Below are 21187 nucleotides of genomic sequence, written 5' to 3'. Positions count from 1 at the left end.
AAAAAAAGACTGCTGTCTTGCTTTTTGGCAAGATCGCAGCCTTTTTTCTTGGGGACTTTTTTTACAGCCCCTTTGTTTATGCCTTATGAAAATTACAATGTTTTTCTTACGTTCTTTGCGGCGGCAACAAGGTTTTCAAGGCTTGGAACTGTTTCTGCTTCGCCTCTTGTTTTAAGTCCGCAGTCAGGGTTTACCCACAATTTCTGTGCAGGTATCCTATCGAGCATTTTATGAAGAGCATTCTCTATTTCGTTCTCTGACGGAACTCTTGGAGAATGGATATCGTAAACGCCAGGGCCTACCTCTGTTCTGAAATTGTTCTCCTTAAGAACGTCAAGGATAGTCAGGTCGGAACGTGAAGCTTCAAAGGTGATAACGTCAGCGTCCATATCGTCGATATCCTTGATGATGTCGGCGAACTCGCTGTAGCACATATGGGTGTGTATCTGTGTATCAGCCTTTGCACCGCTGTGTACAAGTCTGAATGCAGGGATAGCCCAATCGAGATACTCGCTGTGCCAATCAGATCTTCTCAGAGGGAGCTTTTCACGGAGAGCGGCTTCGTCTACCTGAATTATCTTTATGCCGTTGGCTTCAAGGTCAAGGACTTCATCACGGATAGCAAGGGCTATCTGCATTGCTGACTCTTTAAGGGAGATATCCTCTCTTGGGAAAGACCAGTTAAGGATAGTTACAGGGCCTGTGAGCATTCCCTTAACAGGCTTATCTGTGAGGCTCTGTGCAAATTTTGACCACTTCACTGTTATAGGCTTTGCTCTTGAGATATCGCCCCATACGACCGGCGGCTTTACACATCTTGTGCCATAAGACTGCACCCATGCTTTTTCTGTGAAGATATAGCCGTCAAGGCACTCGCCGAAATACTCTACCATGTCATTTCTTTCAAACTCGCCATGAACGAGGACGTCAAGACCTATCTTCTCCTGAAGTCTTATGCAATCTATTATTTTCTGGCTTATGAACTTATCATAGTCAGCTTCGCAAAGCTCGCCTTTACGGAATGCCGCACGATTTTTTCTGACCTCAATAGTCTGTGGAAAAGAACCGATAGTTGTTGTTGGCAGGAGCGGCAGGCCAAATTCTTTCTTCTGTATCTTTTCACGCTCTGCAAACTCAGGAAGTCTTACAAAGTCCTTATCAGTGAGCTTTGCAACACGCTCTGTCACCGACTTATCAGCGCCGCTTCTTGGCTGTGAGAACAGTGCTTTATTTGCTTCCAGCTTATCACTGCACTCGCCCTCTGTGATGGCTTTAAGTTCTGCAAGCTCGGAGAGCTTTTCTTCTGCATAGGCAAAATACTTTTTATAGTCATCAGAAAGCTTGCTCTCGTTCTTGAGAGTATATGGAACGTGGAGCAGTGAGCAGGAAGTGCCCAGGACTATCTCGCCGCACTTATCCTTTATATCGTCAATGATAGCCAAAGTTTTTGCATAGTGGTTTTTCCAAATATTCTTACCGTTCACAACGCCTGCGAAAAGCACCTTGTCTTTCGGGAAGCCGTTCTTTTCAACAAGTTCTGCGGTTTTGATGCCCTCGATAAAGTCAAGACCTATGCCGTCAAAGGCAAGGGCGCAGATATCGTTATAGCAATCACGAACGTCGCCGAAATATGTCTGGAGGAGTATTTTTGCACTGCCCTTTTTATCCAATATCTTTGTATAGATATCCTTGAAGAATGTGATATCCTCGGCGGTCATATCCTTTACAAGGCAAGACTCGTCAAGCTGAATCCACTCTGCGCCAAGGGCTGAAAGCTTTGCAATAACGTCTGCATACACGTTCACAACGCTCTGTGCGATATCGCCGGCGTTCTTCTTGCCTGTAAATCTTGCAAGCTTAAGGAAAGTATATGCGCCTATGATAACAGGTTTTGTTTTCACGCCGTTTGCAAGGGCTTCGCTGAACAGGTCGAAAGGCTTTGTATCGGAAAGCTTTATTTCTGTATCGTCATCTACCTCGGGAACCATGTAGTGGTAGTTTGTGTTGAACCACTTTTTCATTGCAAGCGCCTTTACGTCGCCCTCGCTGCCCTGATATCCTCTTGCCATTGCAAAATATGTATCGAGTGGAGAAAGTCCAAGGGCGGTATATCTTGCAGGAACTGCACCGAGGAGTACGGCTGTATCGAGCATTCCGTCATAGTAGGAAAAATCGTTTGAGGGGATAAGGTCAAGACCGCTCTGACGCTGAACGTCAAGGTTTTCAAGGCGGAGCTTCTCTGCTGCTTTTTCAAGCTCTGCGGCGGTTATTTCTTTTCTGAAATACTTTTCTTCAGCGAATTTCAGCTCACGGAGAGAGCCTATTCTAGGATAGCCAACTATTGTTGTTTTCATATATCAAATTCCTTTCTTGGTTTTATTTCATAAGCTTATGATAATATTATATCGGTTTAATAGGAATTTGTAAAATACTAAAACTATTGTGTTTGCTATAGTTTCAGGCTATATCGGCATATACAAAAAAGCGGCACAGCATACACTGCACCGCCTGTTTACACATATTTTAGTCGCCGAATGCAACGCCCAGAGCCTTTGCGGTCTTGACGAGCTGGTGGTCGGCAGGAACGAATTTGGTTTTGCCTGCGACTTCTGAAAGTGGGTTTTCTGAAACCACTTCATTTATCATTGCCACTGCATAGCCGTACTTATCGGCAGCGATAAGCTCTGCGGCATGGACGCCGAACTTTGTGGCAAGCACTCTATCGTAAGCTGACGGACTGCCGCCTCTGAGCATATGACCAGGAACGCAAACTCTTGTTTCTCTGCCTGTAAGCTCTTCTATCTGCTTTGCAATTCTAGGTGTAGCAGTTGTAAGGCCCTGCTCTGCACGGAGTCTTGCTCTTTCCTTCTTTTTAAGCTTTGCCTCTTCTTTATCAAAAGCGCCCTCAGCTACGGCGAGAATAGAAAATCCCTTTGATTCTCTCTTTTCGCAGGCAGCGGCAAGCTTTTCGATATCATATGGTATTTCAGGAATGACTATCATATCTGCACCGCCTGCGATACCTGAATAGAGGGTGAGCCAGCCGGCTTTATTGCCCATTATTTCTGCAACGAGTATTCTTCCGTGGGAATTGGCTGTGGAATGAAGTCTGTCGATAACGTCTGTGGCTGTGTCAACAGCGGTATGGAAGCCGAATGTTACGCTTGTGCCCCAGATATCGTTGTCGATAGTTTTTGGCAGGCCGATAACGTTAAGTCCCTCGGTTGAAAGGAGGTTAGCGGTCTTATGAGTGCCGTTGCCGCCCAAGGTGAGCAGGCAATCGAGCTTCTGCTTTTTATAGGTTTCTTTCATAGCCTTTACTTTATCCACGTTATCTTCTTCGATGACCTGCATTTTCTTGAAAGGCGTTCTCTTTGTGCCGAAAATAGTTCCGCCTGTGGTAAGGATACCAGAAAAATCAGACTGCTTCATTTCCTTGCACATATTATTGATAAGCCCATAATAGCCATCCTCGATACCTACTATCTGAACGTCTTCGCCGAACTTTTCATAGCAAGCCTTTGCAACGCCTCTGATTGTTGCGTTAAGTCCCGGACAATCTCCTCCGCTTGTGAGTATGCCTATTCTTTTCTTCATTTTACCAAGTCCTTTCAATGAAATTCTATCATTATCAACGATATCAATACTTATCGCTTGTGCTGAAATCTTCTATATCGGCTTCGTCGGAAGGAGTGATATCCTGCTGAGTTTCCTCAGGGGTGGCCTCGCTTTCCGGCTCATCGTCAATATATGTGAACCTTGAAGTCTGATGCTCTTTCTTATCCTTTTCACTGTTCTCGCTAAGTTTGAAACGTGCTATCATATTCTTTAGTATAAGCGACTGACTTGAAAGCTCCTCGCTTGCGGAAGCTGAACCGACTGCAGTCGAGGTATTGGCTGATACAACGGCTGATATCTGGTCTACTCCCGTATTTACCTGAACGATAGCCTCTGCCTGCGCCTCAGAAGCGTCTGAGATATTCTTTACGAGATCCTTTATAGTATTTGAATTATTTACGATATTGTTCAGTGAATCAGCAGTTTCTTCGGCTATCTTAGAGCCCTTTGAAACAGCAGCAGACTGGTTTTCGATAAGTGAAGCGGTCTGCTTTGCGGCTTCGGCTGATCTTGATGCCAGACGTCTTACCTCGTCTGCTACCACGCCAAAGCCCTTTGAACCCTCTCTTGCGGCCTCTACGGCGGCGTTAAGGGCAAGGATATTTGTTTGGAATGCGATCTCGTCAATGACCTTGATTATCTTTGAGATCTCATCGGAAGCTGTATGGATAGCATTCATGGCATTTACCATGTTGCCCATATCGCTGTTGCAGTTGTCAACGGCTTCGGTATTCTTAAGCACGATATTATAAGCGTTCTTAGAGTCCTCAGAGTTCTGAGTTATCTGCTTTGAAACATCACTGAGGGTAGCGGAAAGCTCCTCGATTGCAGAAGCCTGCTGTGTAGAACCCTGTGATACAGACTGTGCGATATTTGACACCTGAACCGCTCCTGAGTTCACCTGCTCGGCTGACATATTGATAGAAGCAAAGGTATCAGACAGAGAGTCGAGTATCTCGTTAAACGTACTCTTTATCTTATAGAAGTCGCCCTTAAAAGTGCCTTCCATTCTATGGCAAAGGTTACCCTCGGATATCTGGGTAAGAGCCACTGTAATAAGGTTGATATACTGTCTGAGGCAGACGATAGTTTCTTCCAGAGAGTTTGAAAGGACGCCAAGCTCGTCCTTGGAATACCACACGTCAACAGGGTCGGTAAGGTTGCCCTGTGCGAGAGAACGAAGTCTGTTTGTGGTAGAAATGATAGGCTTTGTTATCCTCTTTGCAAAAAGCAGAGAGAACAGCACCGTCAGGCACATAAGCACAACGCCCATTACAATGATATTAGTAAGTGCGCTGGAGCTTGCAGTGGTGAAGTCGGCAACATTTGTAACCATGACGACAGTACCGTCAAAATATGACGAACCATAATAGCCCACGATATAATTGTTATCCTTAAATTTATACTCTGTTGTACCGCTATTATTTGCAAGTATTTTCTCAACGGCATTTGTCACTTCCGTATATTCTTCATCTTTCTTACCGATCTCAAGGGCATTTTTACCTATCTGATCGGTATCCTTATGAAGAAGGATCTCTCCGTCTTTACCAACAAGATAAACATAGCCGGATTTTCCGAAGGTATATTCATTAAGAGCATTGACAAGCATATCGCTCTGAATGGTAATACAAGCGACTTTTTGTTCTGAGTTGCCAGACTTTGTTGAAGCAAGTATAGAAAAATAATTCTTACCGCCAAAGGTATATATATCGGTTATGTAGGCCGAGCTTCTTTCGCAAGCGCTTATGACGTGCTCTTTTTCAACTGATGACGATACCATTTCATTATCTGTTGCAAGCACAATGCCATTGCCGTCAAAAACTGTAAAATTCAGATAAAAGCCTGTGTTGTCTGCAAAGCCACTTTTTACCGCCTTCAGTCTGTCAGCGTCAGTTTTTGCCCCTAAAAAAGAATCAGACTTTACGGTCGAAACTATATTATTCGTATAAGAGCTGATCGTCGAGTCAAAATTCTTAGCCGCCTGAACAGCCAGTGGTTCAGCGGTGCTTTTGAGCGTATCCTTTGCAGAAACGTTTATAAAATACACGGAAACCAAGCTGAGCAGCACCGTGATGATAAGTGCGATTGAAAGCATTGCCAAAAGCAGCTTTGAACGCAACGTTTTCATATACAGTTCCCCCTTAAGAACTTGTTTTTAACGCAGCACACAACACTGCGATATTACGTGTCTATTATATCATAATTGCACAATTATTTCAAGTACCACAAGCATATTTTTTGTGAACTTATGATGCAATTAATGATATGGAGGTGAATAAAAATAGGTAAAAAAGGGGGTAAATAAAATATGTACATAAGTCTAAGGATAAGAAAAAGGGTGATGCTTTGTGTTATAGCTGTGCTTTCTATGCTGGCGGCGGTGGCTGTTATGCCGACCTTTGCAAAAGAAGAAAAAACAGATGGGATAAAGCTTCCGATCATAATGTATCACAGCATCGTAAAAAACGAAGATCGCAGCGGTGAGTATGTCATAACGCCTATCGAGCTTGAAAAGGATCTGCTTTATCTGAAGCAGAACGGCTACACTACTGTTTTTGTAAATGACGTTATAAGATATGTGAAGCGTGGGGGCGAGCTGCCTGAGAAGCCTATCATACTGTCCTTTGACGACGGCACTTACAACTACAGAGAATATCTTCTGCCGCTTCTTGAAAAATACGATATGAAAGCCACTGTATCTATTGTGGGGGCTTACACTGACGCTGCCTGCGAGGAGGCTGAGCCTGATCCTGCTTACTCTTATCTTGACTGGCAGGACGTTTCGGTGCTTCGTGACAGCGGTCATGTGGAGATATGCAATCACTCTTACGATATGCACAATCTCGAGGGGAGGCGTGGAGTCGGTCAGCTAGAGGGGGAAAGCTACGAGGATTACCGAAAGATATTTCTTAACGACACCACGAAGCTTCAAACGCTTTGCAATGAACACTGTGGTTTTCAGCCAAACGTTTACACCTATCCTTTCGGCATAACCTGCGAAAGTGCAAGTCGGCTCGTAAAGAACATGGGGTTTGAGGCTAGTCTTGGAGTAGAGGAAAAAATCAATATAATAAAAAAAGAAGATGAGCGCTGCCTTTTTGGTCTTTACAGATACAATCGCAGCGGGATCATCTCCACAGAAGAATTCATGAAAAAAGTTTTTGGAGCATAAAAAAAGCAGCCCCTATTGGAGCCACTCTCTAAACTGAATCACCATCAGCATGTTTACATTATACTCTGGCAGGTGTCGAAATTATACTTGTTTTTGTGTGATTTTTGTAAAAAAAATGTGTATTCGTGTAAGCAGAGTGAAAAATGCTGTCACAAACAGCCAAAAGCACGTTGATACGCCACTTTTGGCTGTTTATCATCTCTTTACACAGAACTTATTTATCCTTTTTGCCGCCTTTGATCTTTCCTCTTATCCAGATAATTATTACTACAAGTGCAATAACAAGGACAATAAGGACGATAGCAAGGGCGGTATTGAGCATCTTTTTATACTGGTCCATAACATTTGCGTTTTTGGACACGGCAGATGAAGTATCGGAGCCGTCTTTCTTTTGGACGGTCTGGGTCTGCTGTTCATCTCCGCCTGCGGCTCTTATTATGGTGACAGTATAGGTGGCGGCATTGCCGTCAACGTCTGTGACGGTTATGGTTCGTACATTTTCGCCCACCTGACACTCGCTTGTGCCTGTATACCATACATAATCAGAGGGGCTTGCTGTTGTTCCCTCTATCTCAACATTGGTAACGGAATTGTCAACGTTCACTGTATAGTTATAGACATTATAGGCAAAGGCAGGAGAAAGCTCGCCGTTATCCACTGTCAGGGCTGTAAGAACGCCTTTATCGGGTATGCCGTTTGAAGGTGAGGTCTTAGTGGTAGTGGTGGTAGTGGTGGTCTTTTCGGTGGTGGTCGTGGTTTCTGTTTCGGTTTTGGTTTCCACCTTATCGCCTCCAACTGTTATGACACAATAGGCGGTAGGCGAGCCGATAAGCTCTGAATCAGGGGAATATATCTGACAGCTTTGCAGGCTTATATTTGCATTTCCTGCTGACAGACCTTTGAACGTAAAGCTGAAATCCACTTCTGAAGAGGGGGTATCAGGAAATCCGTTTACTGTAAGAACTCCTCCGCCACCTGAGGCGTTGTCGCTTGACACAAATTCTATAACGGAATCGTCATAGGCGATATTTGCCTGAACGCTTCCTATCTCTGAATCTGCGGAAAATGTCACGGACACTTCAAACTGCTGATCGGTCATGACGGGGTTTTTAGGCGGATAGAAGAAAGCCTCCCCTGTTGCATGGGCAGTGAGAGCCGTCATTGGAACTGCAAGTGCGGCTGTCAAGAGCGATGAGAATATTCTTTTTACAAGCTTTGTTTTTGTGATCATTGCTATCCCTCCCGATAACACGGATAATTATTTGGTATAAACTTTGGCTATATCAGACCACTGTCCGAAATAGGTCTTGTTCCCTGTGGCTGTATAGCTTCTCACACGGACAAAATATGTCTTTTGGCTTTTAAGATTTGTTACGGTCTTTTTGTCGGTCTTATTTGAGGTCACCTTAACTGTCTTTGCATCGCTGAAAGATATATTTTCAGCGTAGGATATCTCATAGCCTGTAGCAGAGCCTTTCTGTGCATAGTCTATATAAAAGCCTTTTTTCACTGGCATGAGCTTTTGTATGGTCTGCCTGGCAGGGGTGATGACAAAAGACTTCGTTATCACTCCGCCATACGAGCCTTTTCCTGTTACTGTTACCTTAGCTGTGCCTATATTCTTATTGCAGGAATATTTCACTATATAGTCTGTGCCGTTTTTAAGGGTCTTGCCCGAATATGTGACTGTTACGCTTTGGGTGATGTTCTTGCCTGTGAAAGACTTGTTTTTTATGCCTGCGACCTTAGCTTTGGCAATATCATATTTTGCGGTGGTTACGCTCTTTGTATCAGACCATGCACCGTTATAACGCTTGCCGCTGACTATTGTATACGAACGCACTCTTACATAATATTTCTTCCCTGCCGTCAGGTTTGAAACTGTCTTTTTATCCGTTTTGTTTGAGGATATTATCAAGGTTTTTGCACCTGCAAAGTCAGAGCGTGTACTGTATTGCAGTTCATATCCTGTGGCTGAGCCTTTCTGAGCAAAGTCGATAAAAAAGCCTTTATATCTTGTTTGCAGAGATTGTATCTCCTGTTTTGCAGGATAAATGGTAAAAGTTTTTGTTATCGTACCCTGATAGTTGCCCATGAAGCTTATGGTTATTTTTCCAACGCCTATTTTTGTATTTGAGCTATAGGAAACAGTATAATCATGTTCAGGAAGAAGAAATTTTCCTCCGTCCGTTACCATAACGTCAGGTCTTATAGGCTTGCCTGTGTAGGAGAGCGTATCAACATAATAGACGCTTGTCAATTGGGCGGACTTTGGAAGAATGTCGAATGCTTTGGCTATAGCGCCGCTGTATCCGCCAATGCCTGTTATTATCATTTTGCCCTTGCCTGCGGCTATATTATCGGCATAGTCAATGGTATAGTCTTTATTATTTGTCAAAGTGGTATCGCCATAGGAAAGCGTTATACTGCTTTGAGCAAGCTCATAGCCTGTGAATGTCATATGTGTTTTAAAGCCTGATATCTCGCAGTCTTTTATAAGCTTTCTGTCGGTATAGACCGCCTGCACTGTCATATGGGCTGTGACTTTTGAAAGGTCTTTATCCCAGCCTGTAAAGCGTTTGCCTTTTATGGTCGGTGCTTTGGGCGGATCGGCACTTTTGCCGTATTCTACGGTCTGAGATAACAAAACTATGCCGTTTATATCGGTGAAATCAACCGTGCAGGTATTGATTTTCCAGCCTGCATAAAGAGTCTTTGAGCCGTCTGAAAAGCTCACGGACGTTATAGGATTGCTCTCAAGCTGTGAGTCGGCATACCAGCCTGTGAACTGTGCGCCCTCTTTTGTGGGGGCGGAAAGCTGTGCGGTTTCGCCCTCGCCAAGCTCATAAGGGTTGAGTGGGCTGTTTTCGCCACCGTTCAGGATATAATCTATCTTCGCTTTGTCACTTGGGATGACTTTTGCGGAAACTGTGGTGTTTTCTGTGAAAACTGTGTCGCTGTTCACAGGTTCGCCTTTATGATACCAGCCGAGAGTGTAGCCCTGCTGAACGTTCACATTCGGGAACACGGCTTTGCCTGCATAGTCGGTGCAGACTTCTATGGTCTGTGCCACAGCGGAGAATGTTATCTTATGGGAAGCCTGCTCGCTATATGAGGTCTGGCGCACAAGAGCGCCGTCCATTGTCCACTTTGCGCTGTCTTTGAACTTTTCACCGTAGGTGTTCATTGCAAATGCACCTTGAGAAAGTGCATTTTTTGCAGAAAGGCTTGAAACCAGACTGTCGCTGTCATTGCTGTAACAGCCGTATGCGTTCACAACGGAAACGGCAATATCCCTGCCTCCTATAAAGGCATTTGTAATGGCGGAGCTGTTTTCCCTTAGGTTTGAAGAACACTCTGTTATGATACCGCAGGATTGTCTTCCTATGACGCCACCTGAATAGACTTCTCCTGACACTGTGCCGTCAAAGGTGCAGGCTTTTATGGCTGTTCCTTGATAAAAACCCACTATTCCACCTGCGTAATCGCCTTTCACTATACAGTTTTTCAGGGAAATGTTATTTATCTCTGCACCATTTTTTATGTACGCGAAAAGCCCTGAATACTCCCCCGAGGAGATAACTGCGTTTTTTATAAGGTGTCCGTTGCCGTCAAAATAGCCCATGAATGGGTTTTCAGAATCGCCTACAGGTGAGATAGTTTTTCCGTCAAAGTCAAGGTCAGCTTCAAGGGTGACTAGCTTGCCCTCGAAGCTTTCGCCACTGCTGACACGCTTTGCAAAGCTTCCCCACTGGGCTTCTGTGGTTATAACAAGGGCTTCGTCCTGTTCTTCTGCGGCGGAGATAAGGAGCTTTTGTGCGTTTGAGATATCGTTCTTGGAAGCAGTTTCATCTGCAAGCACCGTTCGGGCGTTGTTTGCTTCTCTTTCACAGCCTGCAAGGGTGCCGTACTTCGCAAGGGTGGTTTCAAGTGAACTTTTATCGGGCTTTGCAGTATCATCAGTGTAAGCGTAGATAAAAAGACTTCCTATGGAGTCGGTCTTATCTGCTCCAACGTCAGACCAATATTTGCCGTTAAGGGAAACATAGCTTTGCCCTGACTGCACCTTTGATGTTCGGTCGCTTTCTGCAAGGAGATATCCCCTGCCGCTGTCGCCGCTGAATTTTACTGAAATGGAATATTTCTCGCCCTCTTCAAGGAGGATATCCTCGGGAAAGTCAACTGTATAAAAGCCGTTTGCGGACACTGAGCCGCTTATCTGCGTTTCAAGGACGCCTATAGGGTCGCTGTCGGAAACGTTGGTATAGACGCTTAGGGTGTAATCCGCACTGCCAGTTTTGCCCACATACATAAAGCCTGCTTTATCAAGCTTTTCATCGGCTTTAGCGGTGAAAACATTTGCACCGTAAACAGAGCCGTCGTTGCTGGCGTTCACAACATAGCCTGTCATTTTGCTGTAGTGATATGTATTATCACAGCTTTCTTCAAAGTCATAGCAGCAAAACTGTCCGAACTCTGCTTCGTCATAGGACACCCAATAGAAGCCGTCATTGTCCTGATCTGCGCCCCACGAGCCTTTCACAAGCCATGCGCCGTTATTGGCAGGCTTATATCTGAAATTATCCTTACTGTAGTTATCGTCCCAGCCCACCACTGTGACGGAATGATTTATGATAGTGTTTTTTGAGGCGTCGGGATCATAGTAGGCAGTATTGTTATGATTCATATAGCCATTTCCTGCAAAATAGCTTGCGGAAACTGCTCCAAGCTCCATTATTTTACGCTTCACCTGCGTGGTGCTTGAAAGCTCCATGACATAATTCAGCCTGTATTCGCTGACGCTTTTCTTATTTTCGGAGACTATCATATTCTCTGTGCCGGATTCTAAAAACGGCTCGTAATCCTCATAGCATAGTCCCTGACCATTTGCAAGGGCGGAGGCCGCAAAGAGCCAGTTTCCCCCTGATGAAAAATCGTCTTTACCTGTGGCTGTGCCTGAATTTGAGGACAGCACCAAGGCAGGCACGGAAAATTCTGCAGAGGGGTTTTCAAGCCCCTTTTTGATAAGATCCTGCTCTGCGCAGGCAAGGGCTGAGAATGCCCAGCAAGCACCTGTTGAAGCCTGATCTTTTACTGTTGTGATCTCTCCTGAGCTTCTTGGGTCATAGGTGGATGGGAGCTTTCGGGCGGCTAGTCTTGCAGGGGACTTTATCTGATAGTCACCGTCTGTGCTTTTGGCCACGCCCTCTATCTCATAGCTATAGCCGTTATGGGTAAAGTTTACTGGAACGACTTTTATGCCGTTATCCTCGTTGGCAAGTGCAAAAGTCTGCGCCGAAAGCTGAAAAGCCAAGAGCAAAGCTGTCAAAAGCCCTGCCGCACCTTTCATTCTTCTCATTTTCCGCCCTCCTGTTTATCTCAGGTTATGGTTATCTTTCTTGTATACTCGTTTGAAATACATCTGCCGTATGCCGCTGTTTCTCTAAGTCTTACTGCGTTCTTTTCAAGGAAAGCAACACGCTTTGCATAGTCGGAGATATCCTCAAGCTTTTTCAGCGAGGTATCATACTCCAGAGTTCTGTTCTCAGCCTGCGCAAGTATGCGTGTGCCTGTGCGGTTAAAGGCAAGGATCCTGCCGTATGGCACTTGTCTGATATCGTCCTTTCTGATGCCGAGAACAAGGTGCAGGACCATTCTTCTTACTCTTGCCATGGTGATATTCTTTGACTTTATACGCTGTTCAAAGATATCCATAGTTTCAGGGCAGGAGCTTACGACAGACATAAATCTGTTGGCAAGGTGTTCGTCGCAGTCAGGTAGGGCTAGAAAATCTTCTCTTGAAGCTGTGCAGAGCTTGAAAAGCATTTCTCTGCCTGCCTGCCGGGTAAAGGACGGCTTACAGCCCTCAAAATCATATGGAACAAATTTCTGCCACTCACCGCCCTCTTTTATAAGCTCTCTTATATGAGAAGCCGAAGCAAAATTACCAGACTCTGCCTGAGAATCATGTGCAACAGCTTCACGCTTTACGGCATAAGGCACTAGCCATGGGGCTATACGCTTTGCCGCCTTTATATACTCAACTGCAAGAACGTTATTTGGTGTGGAGAATATCTCTTCGGCGGTTCTGCCATAAAGACCTATGGAGGCTTCATACATAGCCTGCGGGTAGGACTTTCCCTGAGATAAAAGTTCTCTTACCTGCTGTGAATTTTCAAGCATTGCGGATATTTCAGCTGCCTGTTCAAGGGCGTTCCTATCACCGCTTTCACAGCCGAAAGACAAGGTCGTTACCACGTCCTCCCCGAGACCTGCAAGAAGCCTTACTGCACTTCTTGCAAAGACCTCACTGTTTGAACATGAGAACGGGCATGGCAGTTCTATAACAAGGTCTGCACCGTTTCTTATAGCAGCCTGCGCTCTGTCATATTTTGAGAAAACAGCCGCTGAGCCACGCTGCACGCAATCGCCGCTCATTACTGCGACGATACCCTCTGCGCCAGCCTGTCTTGTGGCTTGTATCTGATATTTGTGTCCGTTATGGAACGGATTATATTCCGCAACTATTCCCGCAATTTTCATTTTTTACTCCTCTTTCTACCCTATGCATATTTTATTCCGTCTTTCAAAAGCTTACTGCGAATTATGATACTAATATGTTAAGCCCTAGTAAAAAAATTGTGCAATATGTATATTTATGAAAAAAGCTCTTGAAATTTATCATTAATATTGATATACTATAAGTATATGATATTATGGGCTTAAAGTCAAGCCCATTATCTGACATATTATAATCGGGAGGAGATTTTTTCCAATGAAAATCTTAGTTGTAAACGCAGGTTCATCATCACTTAAATATCAGCTTCTGGATATGAAGGACGAGTCTGTTATCGCAAAGGGCAACTGCGACCGTATCGGTATCGACGGCCATGTAAGCGCAAAGACAGGCGACGGCAGACACATCGAGGAGGATTGCAATTTCCCTACTCACACTGAGGCTTTTGAAAAGCTCGTTGAGGTACTCACATCAGGCGAAACAAAGGTCATCGACTCTATGTCTGAGATATCAGCCGTTGGTCACAGAATAGTTCAGGGTGCTGAGATATTCAAGGAGACCTGCCTTGTAACAGACGAAGTTATCGACCAGATCGACTCACTGGCTGAGCTTGCACCTGTACATAACCACCCACACGCTCTTGCACTGAGAGCCTGCAAGGCAGTTATCCCAGCAGGCACACCACAGGTAGTCGTATTCGACACTGCTTTCCACTCAACAATGCCAAGAAAGGCTTATCTCTACGGTCTGCCATACGAGTGCTACACTGATCTTCATGTAAGAAAATACGGCTTCCACGGAACATCACACAGATTTGTTTCAGGCGAGCTTGCAAGAGTAATGGGCAAGCCTATCGAGGAGCTTAAGATAGTTTCATGCCACCTTGGCAACGGCTCATCTATCACAGCTATCAATGGTGGCAAGTCTGTTGACACATCAATGGGTTTCACTCCTCTTGACGGTCTTGTAATGGGCACACGCTGCGGCTCTGTTGACCCTTCTGCTGTTGACTATGTTGAAAAGAAAATGGGCTTTACACCTGACCAGATGACAGAATACATGAACAAAAAGTCAGGCTTCCTTGGTCTTTCTGGTATAGGCTCTGACAACAGAGATATTCAGGCTGCTGCAAGCGAGGGCAACGAGAGAGCGCTTATCGTAAGCGAGATATTTGCTTATCAGATCAAGAAGTTCATAGGCTCATACGCTGCTGCAATGAACGGCCTTGACGCTGTTATCTTCACAGGCGGTATCGGCGAGAACGCACCTGAGGTAAGAGCGGCTGCTTGCTCAAATCTTGATATCCTCGGTATCCACATTGATGCTGAGAAGAATCTCTGCCGTGGAATACTCAAGGAGATCTCCACTGACGAGTCTAAGACAAAGGTCTATGTTATCCCAACAAACGAGGAGCTTCTCATTGCAAGAGATACTCTGGCACTTGTTACAAAGTAATATTTCAGATAACATTAAGGACGGCTTTCTTATGAGAGCCGTCTTTTTTGCGCATAAAAAAGGCACAGGAGAGGTTTTCCTGTGCCTTGATTTGTTTGAACGTACGATATTGGCTATATACGTTTTCCAAACACCATTATATCAGGTCTTAACGCCTGAGAACTGCGTCTGATAAAGTCTGTAGTAACAGCCCTTGGCGGCGATAAGCTCCTCATGGCTACCCTGCTCTGCAACACGTCCACCGTCGATAACGACTATCTTATCAGCGTCACGGATAGTGGAAAGTCGGTGAGCGATGATAAGGGACGTTCTGTTTTTCATAAGAGCCACCATTGCGGACTGAATGTGCATCTCAGTTCTGGTATCAACCGAGGAAGTGGCTTCGTCAAGAATAAGTATCTTCGGGTCGGCAAGCACTGCTCTTGCTATGGAGAGAAGCTGACGCTGACCTTGTGAAAGGTTTGAGCCGCCCTCGGCAAGCACTGTGTCGTAACCCTCGGAAAGTCTTTCGATGAACTCGTCTGCGTTCGCAAACTTTGCCGCCGCCTTTATTTCATCAAGGGTAGCGTTTTCTCTGCCGTAGCGGATATTCTCCTCTATGGTGTCCTTAAAAAGCACTGTATCCTGCAAAACTATGGCTATGGAACGTCTGAGCTTGTCTTTCGGGATATCGTAAATGCTCTGACCGTCTATGGTTATCTCACCGCTGTCAACGGGATAAAATCTTGTGAGGAGGTTCACTATGGTGGTCTTGCCTGAGCCTGTTGCACCGACTATGGCTATTTTCTGACCTGCTTTTACTTCAAGATCGAGGTCTTTTAGCACCTGCTTTTCAGGAACATACGAGAAATCTATATGCTTGAAACTGATATCGCCTTTGACGTTTTCCACCTCAAAGTCAGCCTTGCCCTCGTCAGTTTCCTTATCGGCGTCCATGACTTCAAAGATACGCTCTGCGCCTGCTATTGCGGTCTGGATATTCGCAAACTGATTTGCAATCTCATTGATAGGACGTGAGAACTGTTTTGAATAGAGTATAAAAGCCTGAATAGTTCCCACTGTTATAAAGTCTTTTATTGCGAACCAGCCGCCGAAGGCTGCGATAAGGATAAAGCCGAAATTGGATATTAAGTTCATGCAAGGGCCCATTACACCGCCGAATATCTGAGCTTTTATGCCGCATTTTTTCAGATTGTTGCTCATTTTCTCGAACTTGTCAACAGCGTCCTGCTCTTTGCCATAGGAAACGACCGTTCTATATCCGACTACCATTTCTTCCACTTCACCGTTTATCTCGCCAAGAAGCACCTGCTGTTTGATGAAGTATTTCTTCATATACTTTGTGAGTACGCCTGAAACGAATATGGTAAGGAACACTGTAGACAGTGAGATAAGGGTAAGAAGCGGTGAATACAGAAGCATTATGACAACTGTTCCCACAATTGTAAGCACGCCTGAGATGAGCGAGCCTATAGACTGAGAGATAGTTGTGGAGATATTCTCGACGTCGTTTGTCATACGGCTCATTATATCGCCGTGGCTGTGGGTATCGAGATACTTTATAGGAAGTCTTACAAGGCTTGAGAACAAGTCTTTACGCATGGTCTTTACTGTGTACTGTGAAAGCTTTGCAGAGAATATTCCCTGCATATAGGTGAAAACAGAGGACAGGAGATAAACTGCCCCAAGACCTATGAGCGTTTTGCCAAGCGCACCGAAGTCAACGCTTGTTTTCTTTTTGGTGAGAGTAATGCAGTCTATGGCTATCTGCTGGATAGACGGTGCGGCAAGATTGAGCAGAGTTATGATGAGCATTACACCGATAAGAGCGAAAAACAGATATCTGTTTCTGCCTATATAGCCTATGAGCTTTTTAAGGGTGTTCTTTGCGTCCTTAGGCTTTTCCATTGTGAGCCTTGCACCGTGAGGTCCGCCCGGTTTTCTTCCGCCGGGTCCCATTGGAGGCATTGGAGGCATTACACTTCACCTCCTGACGTTTTTACCTGTGAGGCGTAGATATCCTGATATACCTCGCAGGTCTTTAGCAGATTTTCATGAGTATCGCAGGCACAAAGCTTGCCGTGGTCAAGGACGGCTATCCTGTCGCATGATTTTACGCTCTGGATACGCTGTGCGATTATGATAAGGGTAGTGCCGTTCATTTTGCGGTCTATCTCCGCACGGAGCTTAGCTTCTGTGCCAAGGTCGAGGGCGGAGGTGGAATCATCAAGAATGAGGATCTCAGGTTTTTTAAGTACCGCTCTTGAGATAGAAAGCCTTTGCTTTTGACCGCCTGACAGTGAAGCACCCTTTTCAGCTATAATACCCTCATAGCCTGCAGGTATCTTCTGAATGAACTCGTCAGCCTGAGCTGCCTGTGCAGCGGAGATGACCTCCTCATGGGTAGCGTTTTTGTCGCCCCATTTTATGTTGTCCTCAACTGTGCCTGAGAAAAGCTCGCTCTTTTGCAGGACTATGCCAACTTTCTTTCTAAGCTCGTCAAGCTTACAATCCTTGACGTTTACGCCGTCAACGAGGACTTCCCCTGCTGTACAATCGTAAAATCTTGGAATAAGATTTACAAGTGAAGATTTTCCCGAACCAGTTGCACCTAGTATGGCGACGCTCTCGCCTGACTTTATATCAAGGGTAAAGTCTGAGATAACAGGTCTGCCCTTGGTTTCAGGATAGGAGAATGAAACGTTTTTAAAGCTCACTGTGCCCCCTGTTTTATCTGAAAGGGAAACGCTGCCGCTTTTTATAACTGGGTCAGTTTCAAGGACTTCTCTCAATCTGTTTGCAGATGCGGAAGCCTTTGCGAGGGTCTGGAACATCATAGACATCATCATTACGCCATGCAAGACCTGAGTAAGATATGTGATAGCCGCCATGACCTCGCCGACCTTCATAGCTTGTGCCTGCACCTGCCAGCCGCCTATAACTATAACGGCAATAACAGACAGATTGAGTATTATCATAAGAAGCGGCTGAAGGATAGCCATAAGGGTCTGAACACGGAGGTTTGATTCCATAAGGCTTATATTTGCATCGTCAAAACGCTTTTCTTCTGTATCCTCTCTCACATAGGCTTTTACTACTCTTGCGCCTGTGACGTTCTCCTGAACCACAGAGTTTACGCTGTCAAGACGTTTTGCAACGATAGAATAGTATGGGTTTGCCTTTTTGAGAATTACTATCATCATTATTATCTCTACAGGCAAGGCACATAGGATTATTATTCCAAAGCGAACGTTCAGAGTAAGCATCATGATTATTCCGCCGAAAAACAGCAGGCTGTCACGCACCAACATCCTCAGCATGAAGTCTACCATTTGCTGGATAGCGGTTATATCCGCTGTAAGACGTGTTACCAATGAGCCTGTGGTGAACTTGTCGGTCTGTTCAAATGAAAGACCCATGACACGCTTAAAAACGTCCACACGCAGATCTCTTGAAAAGCTTTGGGAAGCTATTCCGCCGAACGCAGAAGCCGCAATTCCGCAAGCTCCGCCGCCTATAAGAACAAGGAGCATGAGAAGTCCCGTTCTTATGATAAGGTTCATATCCTGACCCAGCACGCCATCGTCAACTATTTTTGACATAAGCTTTGGCTGAAGCAGGTCGCCCAGCACTTCTCCCACCATGGATAGAGGTGTCAGCACCGCAAACAGTGCATAGGGCTTCAAGTATTTGCTTAGTTTTACTTTCAAAGCAGTTCCTCCTAAAATTTTATTTCAGGCTACTTATACGCAGGGGAACATTGACGGAAGATAGCAAATGCAGAGCAGTGGGCTGTCAAGGACGCCAGCCACTACAAAATATATGATATAACATTTTTTATGTAGTGGCTAACAGCGTTCGCCCGCATTGCTCTTGCATTGCTAATGATCCACATCAAACTATCCATGCTGGTGACAAGGCTACGCCCAAGGCATAACCTTTATCACAGCCTAATTGTGCATTATCTCAAGTTCCTCAGAAAGTTCCTGCGCTGTCATTTTTCTGCTGAGGGAGGCTTTGTCTATCATTATGGTAACAGGCTCTTTTCCGTGGATATCGAACCAGTTGTCAGAGAACACGCAATCTGCGGTTTTCAGGCTGAGGCAAACGCTTTTGGCATAATTCTCGGCACAGAATGTCAGGGCGAATTTATCCTCGCTTTCTGATATGCCGTAGGTTATGGCAGGCTCTAAGAATGTAAATTCTTTCGGGCGCACAAAGAGAGTTGTGCCGAAGCTCAACACCTTGCCGTTCTCCATAATGGAATATTCGAGATATTTTTCACGAGGGTCGGTACGGCTGACAAGCTCCTGTGAAAGGTCTATGTCAAGGACGTTCTGTGCTGTGAGAGCCGGAACGTTCACGGATTTTTCTCCGCTTTGCAAAATTTCTGCTTTGTTGTTTCTCAGCGTCCATTTTACCACACCCTCAAAGGCTGTCATTCGCTCGTTGGATATGTTAAGGACAGGCTTTTTTCTATTGGTATCGTCGCAGGAGATAAGGCACGGACCGTAAAAACGCTTTGCATAATAATGCAGACCTTTCCACCTGCCGAAATAGTCGATACTTGACCATGAGATAACAGGGTTTGAATCGTTCACCTGCCAATAGTCTGAACCCATACATCTGCCCCTTGCTCTTCTCATATGCTCAACATTTGAGCGTATGCAATCCGCCTGAACAAGCTGTGAGGAATAGATGAGCTGTTTGAAATCATATGGATATCTTACCATTTGAGCGAGATAGTACATTATCTTCTCGTTGCCCTGGACGCACTTCTGATGCGCCGCCATAACTGGTGAGCAAAGGTCAAAGTCGCCCTTTGTTTCATCGGCAAAGGCACGGCAGGTCTTTATATCAGGCAGGCTTTCAAAGCCGTATTCTGAGCAGAAGCGGTAATAAAATTCTCTGAACGCTTCGATAGGCTTGAAGTTGTGCCAAACGTCCCAATAGTGCATATCCCCTGCATGGTTTGAGGAAGCGTCCTTAAAGCCTCCCCCTGATGAAGGTGATGACGGCCAATAGAATGTGTTTTCGCATGGGTCATAGGCTTTAAGCACCTGTGGGATAATATCCTCAAAAATGGTAAGATAGTCACGCTTTGCTTCCTCGTCCTCGGGGAGACCCCAATATTCCCATGCGGATTCTATCTCGTTGTTGCCACACCACAGACCAAGAGAGGGGTGGTTTCTCAGGCGGATAACGTTGTCACGAACTTCCCCACGGACAGTTTCTTCAAACTCCTCCGTGAGCAGATATGCAGAGCAGGCGAACATAAAGTCCTGCCATACTATGATACCATTCTCGTCGCAGTAGTCATAGAAATACTCGTCAGGATAATAACCGCCTCCCCACACTCTTATAAAGTTATAGTTTGCGGCCTTGCAATCTGCAAGGAGCTTTCTTGTTTTCACTTCGTTACAGCGTGTGACTATCTGGTCTTCGGGGATATAGTTTGCGCCCATGGCAAATATCTTCACGCCATTGTTTATAAAGCAGAACTCCTCGCCCCACTGATCTTTTTCACGGCTGACAGTTAAAGTTCTAAGACCTATTCTCTGAGCATTTTTATCAGCGCAAGCGTCATTTTCATCATACAAAGTCACTGCACAGCTATAAAGTGGCTGTTCGCCATAGCCGTTCACCCACCAAAGCTGAGGGTCGTTTATCACAAGCTCTGTTTCATAATATTCTGCACTTTCCTCCAGGCTTATGTCGGCTTTTGCGGTGATATTGCCCTGCGGGTCGGATATTTCCACCATAGCTTTTTTACAGCCGTGGTTTTCTATATGCAAAAGGGCTTTCAAAGTCACTTTGTTATCGGTGTGCTTTTGGCTGTAGTAAACGTCAAGTATACGTCCTGCACCTGGGACGATAAGGGATACACTGCGCCATATTCCCATATCAGGGAGCATTGGACCCCAATCCCAGCCGAACATACAATGGGCTTTTCTTATATGTGTATAGCCTGTCATGGTGGAGTCAACGCCCCAAAGGTGACGTTTTTCATCCATTTCTTTTATGTATCTGTTTGGCGAGGTTATTTTCACTGTGAGAGTGTTGTCCCCCTCTTTGATAATACCATGGACAGGAAACTCCCACGCTCTGTGCATATTGTTCACTCTGCCAAGGTGAATGCCGTTGAGATAGACGTTTGCTATGGTATCAATGCCGTCAAAGTGCAGGACAGTATGCTCACACTCCACTGCGGCCTTGTCTGCGGTGAATGTAGTTTCAAAATCGTAATCATCGTCGCATATCTGTGTGGAGATATACTCGTTCTCACGATAATATGGGTCGGGTATCTTTTTATAGTCAAGCAGTGTCTTATATACAGAGCATGGAACTTTGCAGTCAAAGCTCTCCTGCGTGCCTGCTTTTTTCATTTTCCAGTTATCGTTAAGGCTTACTGTTATACTCATTAT

At 45.2% G+C, this 21187-nt stretch carries 11 protein-coding genes; 2 read left to right on the top strand and 9 right to left on the bottom strand.

Going from position 1 to position 21187, the window contains the following annotated elements; translation table 11 throughout:
* Positions 1 to 92: 92 nt before the first annotated feature.
* The 3 genes from metE to AB5123_RS04700 form a co-directional block, all read right to left on the bottom strand.
* Positions 93 to 2354: a 5-methyltetrahydropteroyltriglutamate--homocysteine S-methyltransferase gene (gene metE / locus AB5123_RS04710; protein WP_038671108.1), complete on the bottom strand. Its 2262-nt coding sequence runs from the start codon at positions 2352 to 2354 to the stop codon at positions 93 to 95.
* Positions 2355 to 2523: 169 nt separating this feature from the next.
* Positions 2524 to 3597, bottom strand: coding sequence for a 6-phosphofructokinase (locus AB5123_RS04705; protein WP_038671106.1), 1074 nt, complete (start codon positions 3595 to 3597; stop codon positions 2524 to 2526).
* Positions 3598 to 3640: 43 nt separating this feature from the next.
* A complete protein-coding gene (locus AB5123_RS04700; RefSeq protein ID WP_337777598.1) occupies positions 3641 to 5746 on the bottom strand; it encodes a methyl-accepting chemotaxis protein in 2106 nt (701 codons plus the stop codon).
* 180 nt (positions 5747 to 5926) lie between these two features.
* On the opposite strand from AB5123_RS04700, the gene AB5123_RS04695 reads away from it, so the two are divergent.
* Positions 5927 to 6790, top strand: a complete 864-nt coding sequence (locus AB5123_RS04695; RefSeq protein ID WP_289148804.1) for a polysaccharide deacetylase family protein — start codon at positions 5927 to 5929, stop codon at positions 6788 to 6790.
* Positions 6791 to 7004: 214 nt separating this feature from the next.
* Here the strand turns inward: AB5123_RS04695 and AB5123_RS04690 are convergent, their stop codons facing one another.
* Genes AB5123_RS04690 through AB5123_RS04680 form a run of 3 tightly spaced genes read right to left on the bottom strand, consistent with a single transcriptional unit; the run spans position 7005 to position 13333 of the window.
* The gene (locus tag AB5123_RS04690; RefSeq protein WP_289148803.1) at positions 7005 to 8021 is read right to left on the bottom strand and encodes a cadherin-like beta sandwich domain-containing protein; all 1017 of its coding nucleotides are present in this window, start codon (positions 8019 to 8021) and stop codon (positions 7005 to 7007) included.
* Between the two features lie 27 nt (positions 8022 to 8048).
* Complete coding sequence (locus AB5123_RS04685) at positions 8049 to 12149, bottom strand: lectin like domain-containing protein (protein ID WP_368364566.1); 4101 nt, start codon at positions 12147 to 12149, stop codon at positions 8049 to 8051.
* A gap of 20 nt (positions 12150 to 12169) precedes the next feature.
* Complete coding sequence (locus tag AB5123_RS04680) at positions 12170 to 13333, bottom strand: nucleotidyltransferase family protein (protein ID WP_117923179.1); 1164 nt, start codon at positions 13331 to 13333, stop codon at positions 12170 to 12172.
* A gap of 232 nt (positions 13334 to 13565) precedes the next feature.
* Between AB5123_RS04680 and AB5123_RS04675 the strand changes: the two genes are divergently transcribed.
* Positions 13566 to 14762 carry an acetate/propionate family kinase gene (locus tag AB5123_RS04675; protein WP_117876869.1) on the top strand — a complete coding sequence of 399 codons (1197 nt, stop codon included), beginning with the start codon at positions 13566 to 13568 and terminating at the stop codon, positions 14760 to 14762.
* Between the two features lie 141 nt (positions 14763 to 14903).
* Here AB5123_RS04675 and AB5123_RS04670 read toward each other — a convergent pair whose 3' ends face one another.
* From AB5123_RS04670 to AB5123_RS04660, 3 genes are all read right to left on the bottom strand, one after another.
* Positions 14904 to 16739 carry an ABC transporter ATP-binding protein gene (locus AB5123_RS04670; RefSeq protein ID WP_302833345.1) on the bottom strand — a complete coding sequence of 612 codons (1836 nt, stop codon included), beginning with the start codon at positions 16737 to 16739 and terminating at the stop codon, positions 14904 to 14906.
* Complete coding sequence (locus AB5123_RS04665) at positions 16739 to 18472, bottom strand: ABC transporter ATP-binding protein (protein ID WP_302833344.1); 1734 nt, start codon at positions 18470 to 18472, stop codon at positions 16739 to 16741. Before AB5123_RS04665 ends, AB5123_RS04670 begins: the two co-directional genes overlap by 1 nt.
* Positions 18473 to 18712: 240 nt before the next feature.
* Complete coding sequence (locus tag AB5123_RS04660) at positions 18713 to 21184, bottom strand: glycoside hydrolase family 2 protein (protein ID WP_368364565.1); 2472 nt, start codon at positions 21182 to 21184, stop codon at positions 18713 to 18715.
* Between the last annotated feature and the right edge of the window lie 3 nt (positions 21185 to 21187).

Source organism: Ruminococcus sp. RTP21204st1_B2_RTP21204_210225 (assembly GCF_040914135.1).
Taxonomy (GTDB): Bacteria; Bacillota; Clostridia; order Oscillospirales; family Ruminococcaceae; genus Hominimerdicola; species Hominimerdicola aceti.
Note: the sequence above shows the minus strand (reverse complement) of the source record. Positions and strands in the feature narration are given on the sequence as shown.

Bases quoted from the DNA above. Each gene is read 5' to 3' on its own strand.
- metE (WP_038671108.1), bottom strand. From the start codon at position 2,354: ATGAAAACAACAATAGTTGGCTATCCTAGAATAGGCTCTCTCCGTGAG.
- AB5123_RS04705 (WP_038671106.1), bottom strand. From the start codon at position 3,597: ATGAAGAAAAGAATAGGCATACTCACAAGCGGAGGAGATTGTCCGGGA.
- AB5123_RS04700 (WP_337777598.1), bottom strand. From the start codon at position 5,746: ATGAAAACGTTGCGTTCAAAGCTGCTTTTGGCAATGCTTTCAATCGCA.
- AB5123_RS04695 (WP_289148804.1), top strand. From the start codon at position 5,927: ATGTACATAAGTCTAAGGATAAGAAAAAGGGTGATGCTTTGTGTTATA.
- AB5123_RS04690 (WP_289148803.1), bottom strand. From the start codon at position 8,021: ATGATCACAAAAACAAAGCTTGTAAAAAGAATATTCTCATCGCTCTTG.
- AB5123_RS04685 (WP_368364566.1), bottom strand. From the start codon at position 12,149: ATGAGAAGAATGAAAGGTGCGGCAGGGCTTTTGACAGCTTTGCTCTTG.
- AB5123_RS04680 (WP_117923179.1), bottom strand. From the start codon at position 13,333: ATGAAAATTGCGGGAATAGTTGCGGAATATAATCCGTTCCATAACGGA.
- AB5123_RS04675 (WP_117876869.1), top strand. From the start codon at position 13,566: ATGAAAATCTTAGTTGTAAACGCAGGTTCATCATCACTTAAATATCAG.
- AB5123_RS04670 (WP_302833345.1), bottom strand. From the start codon at position 16,739: ATGCCTCCAATGCCTCCAATGGGACCCGGCGGAAGAAAACCGGGCGGA.
- AB5123_RS04660 (WP_368364565.1), bottom strand. From the start codon at position 21,184: ATGAGTATAACAGTAAGCCTTAACGATAACTGGAAAATGAAAAAAGCA.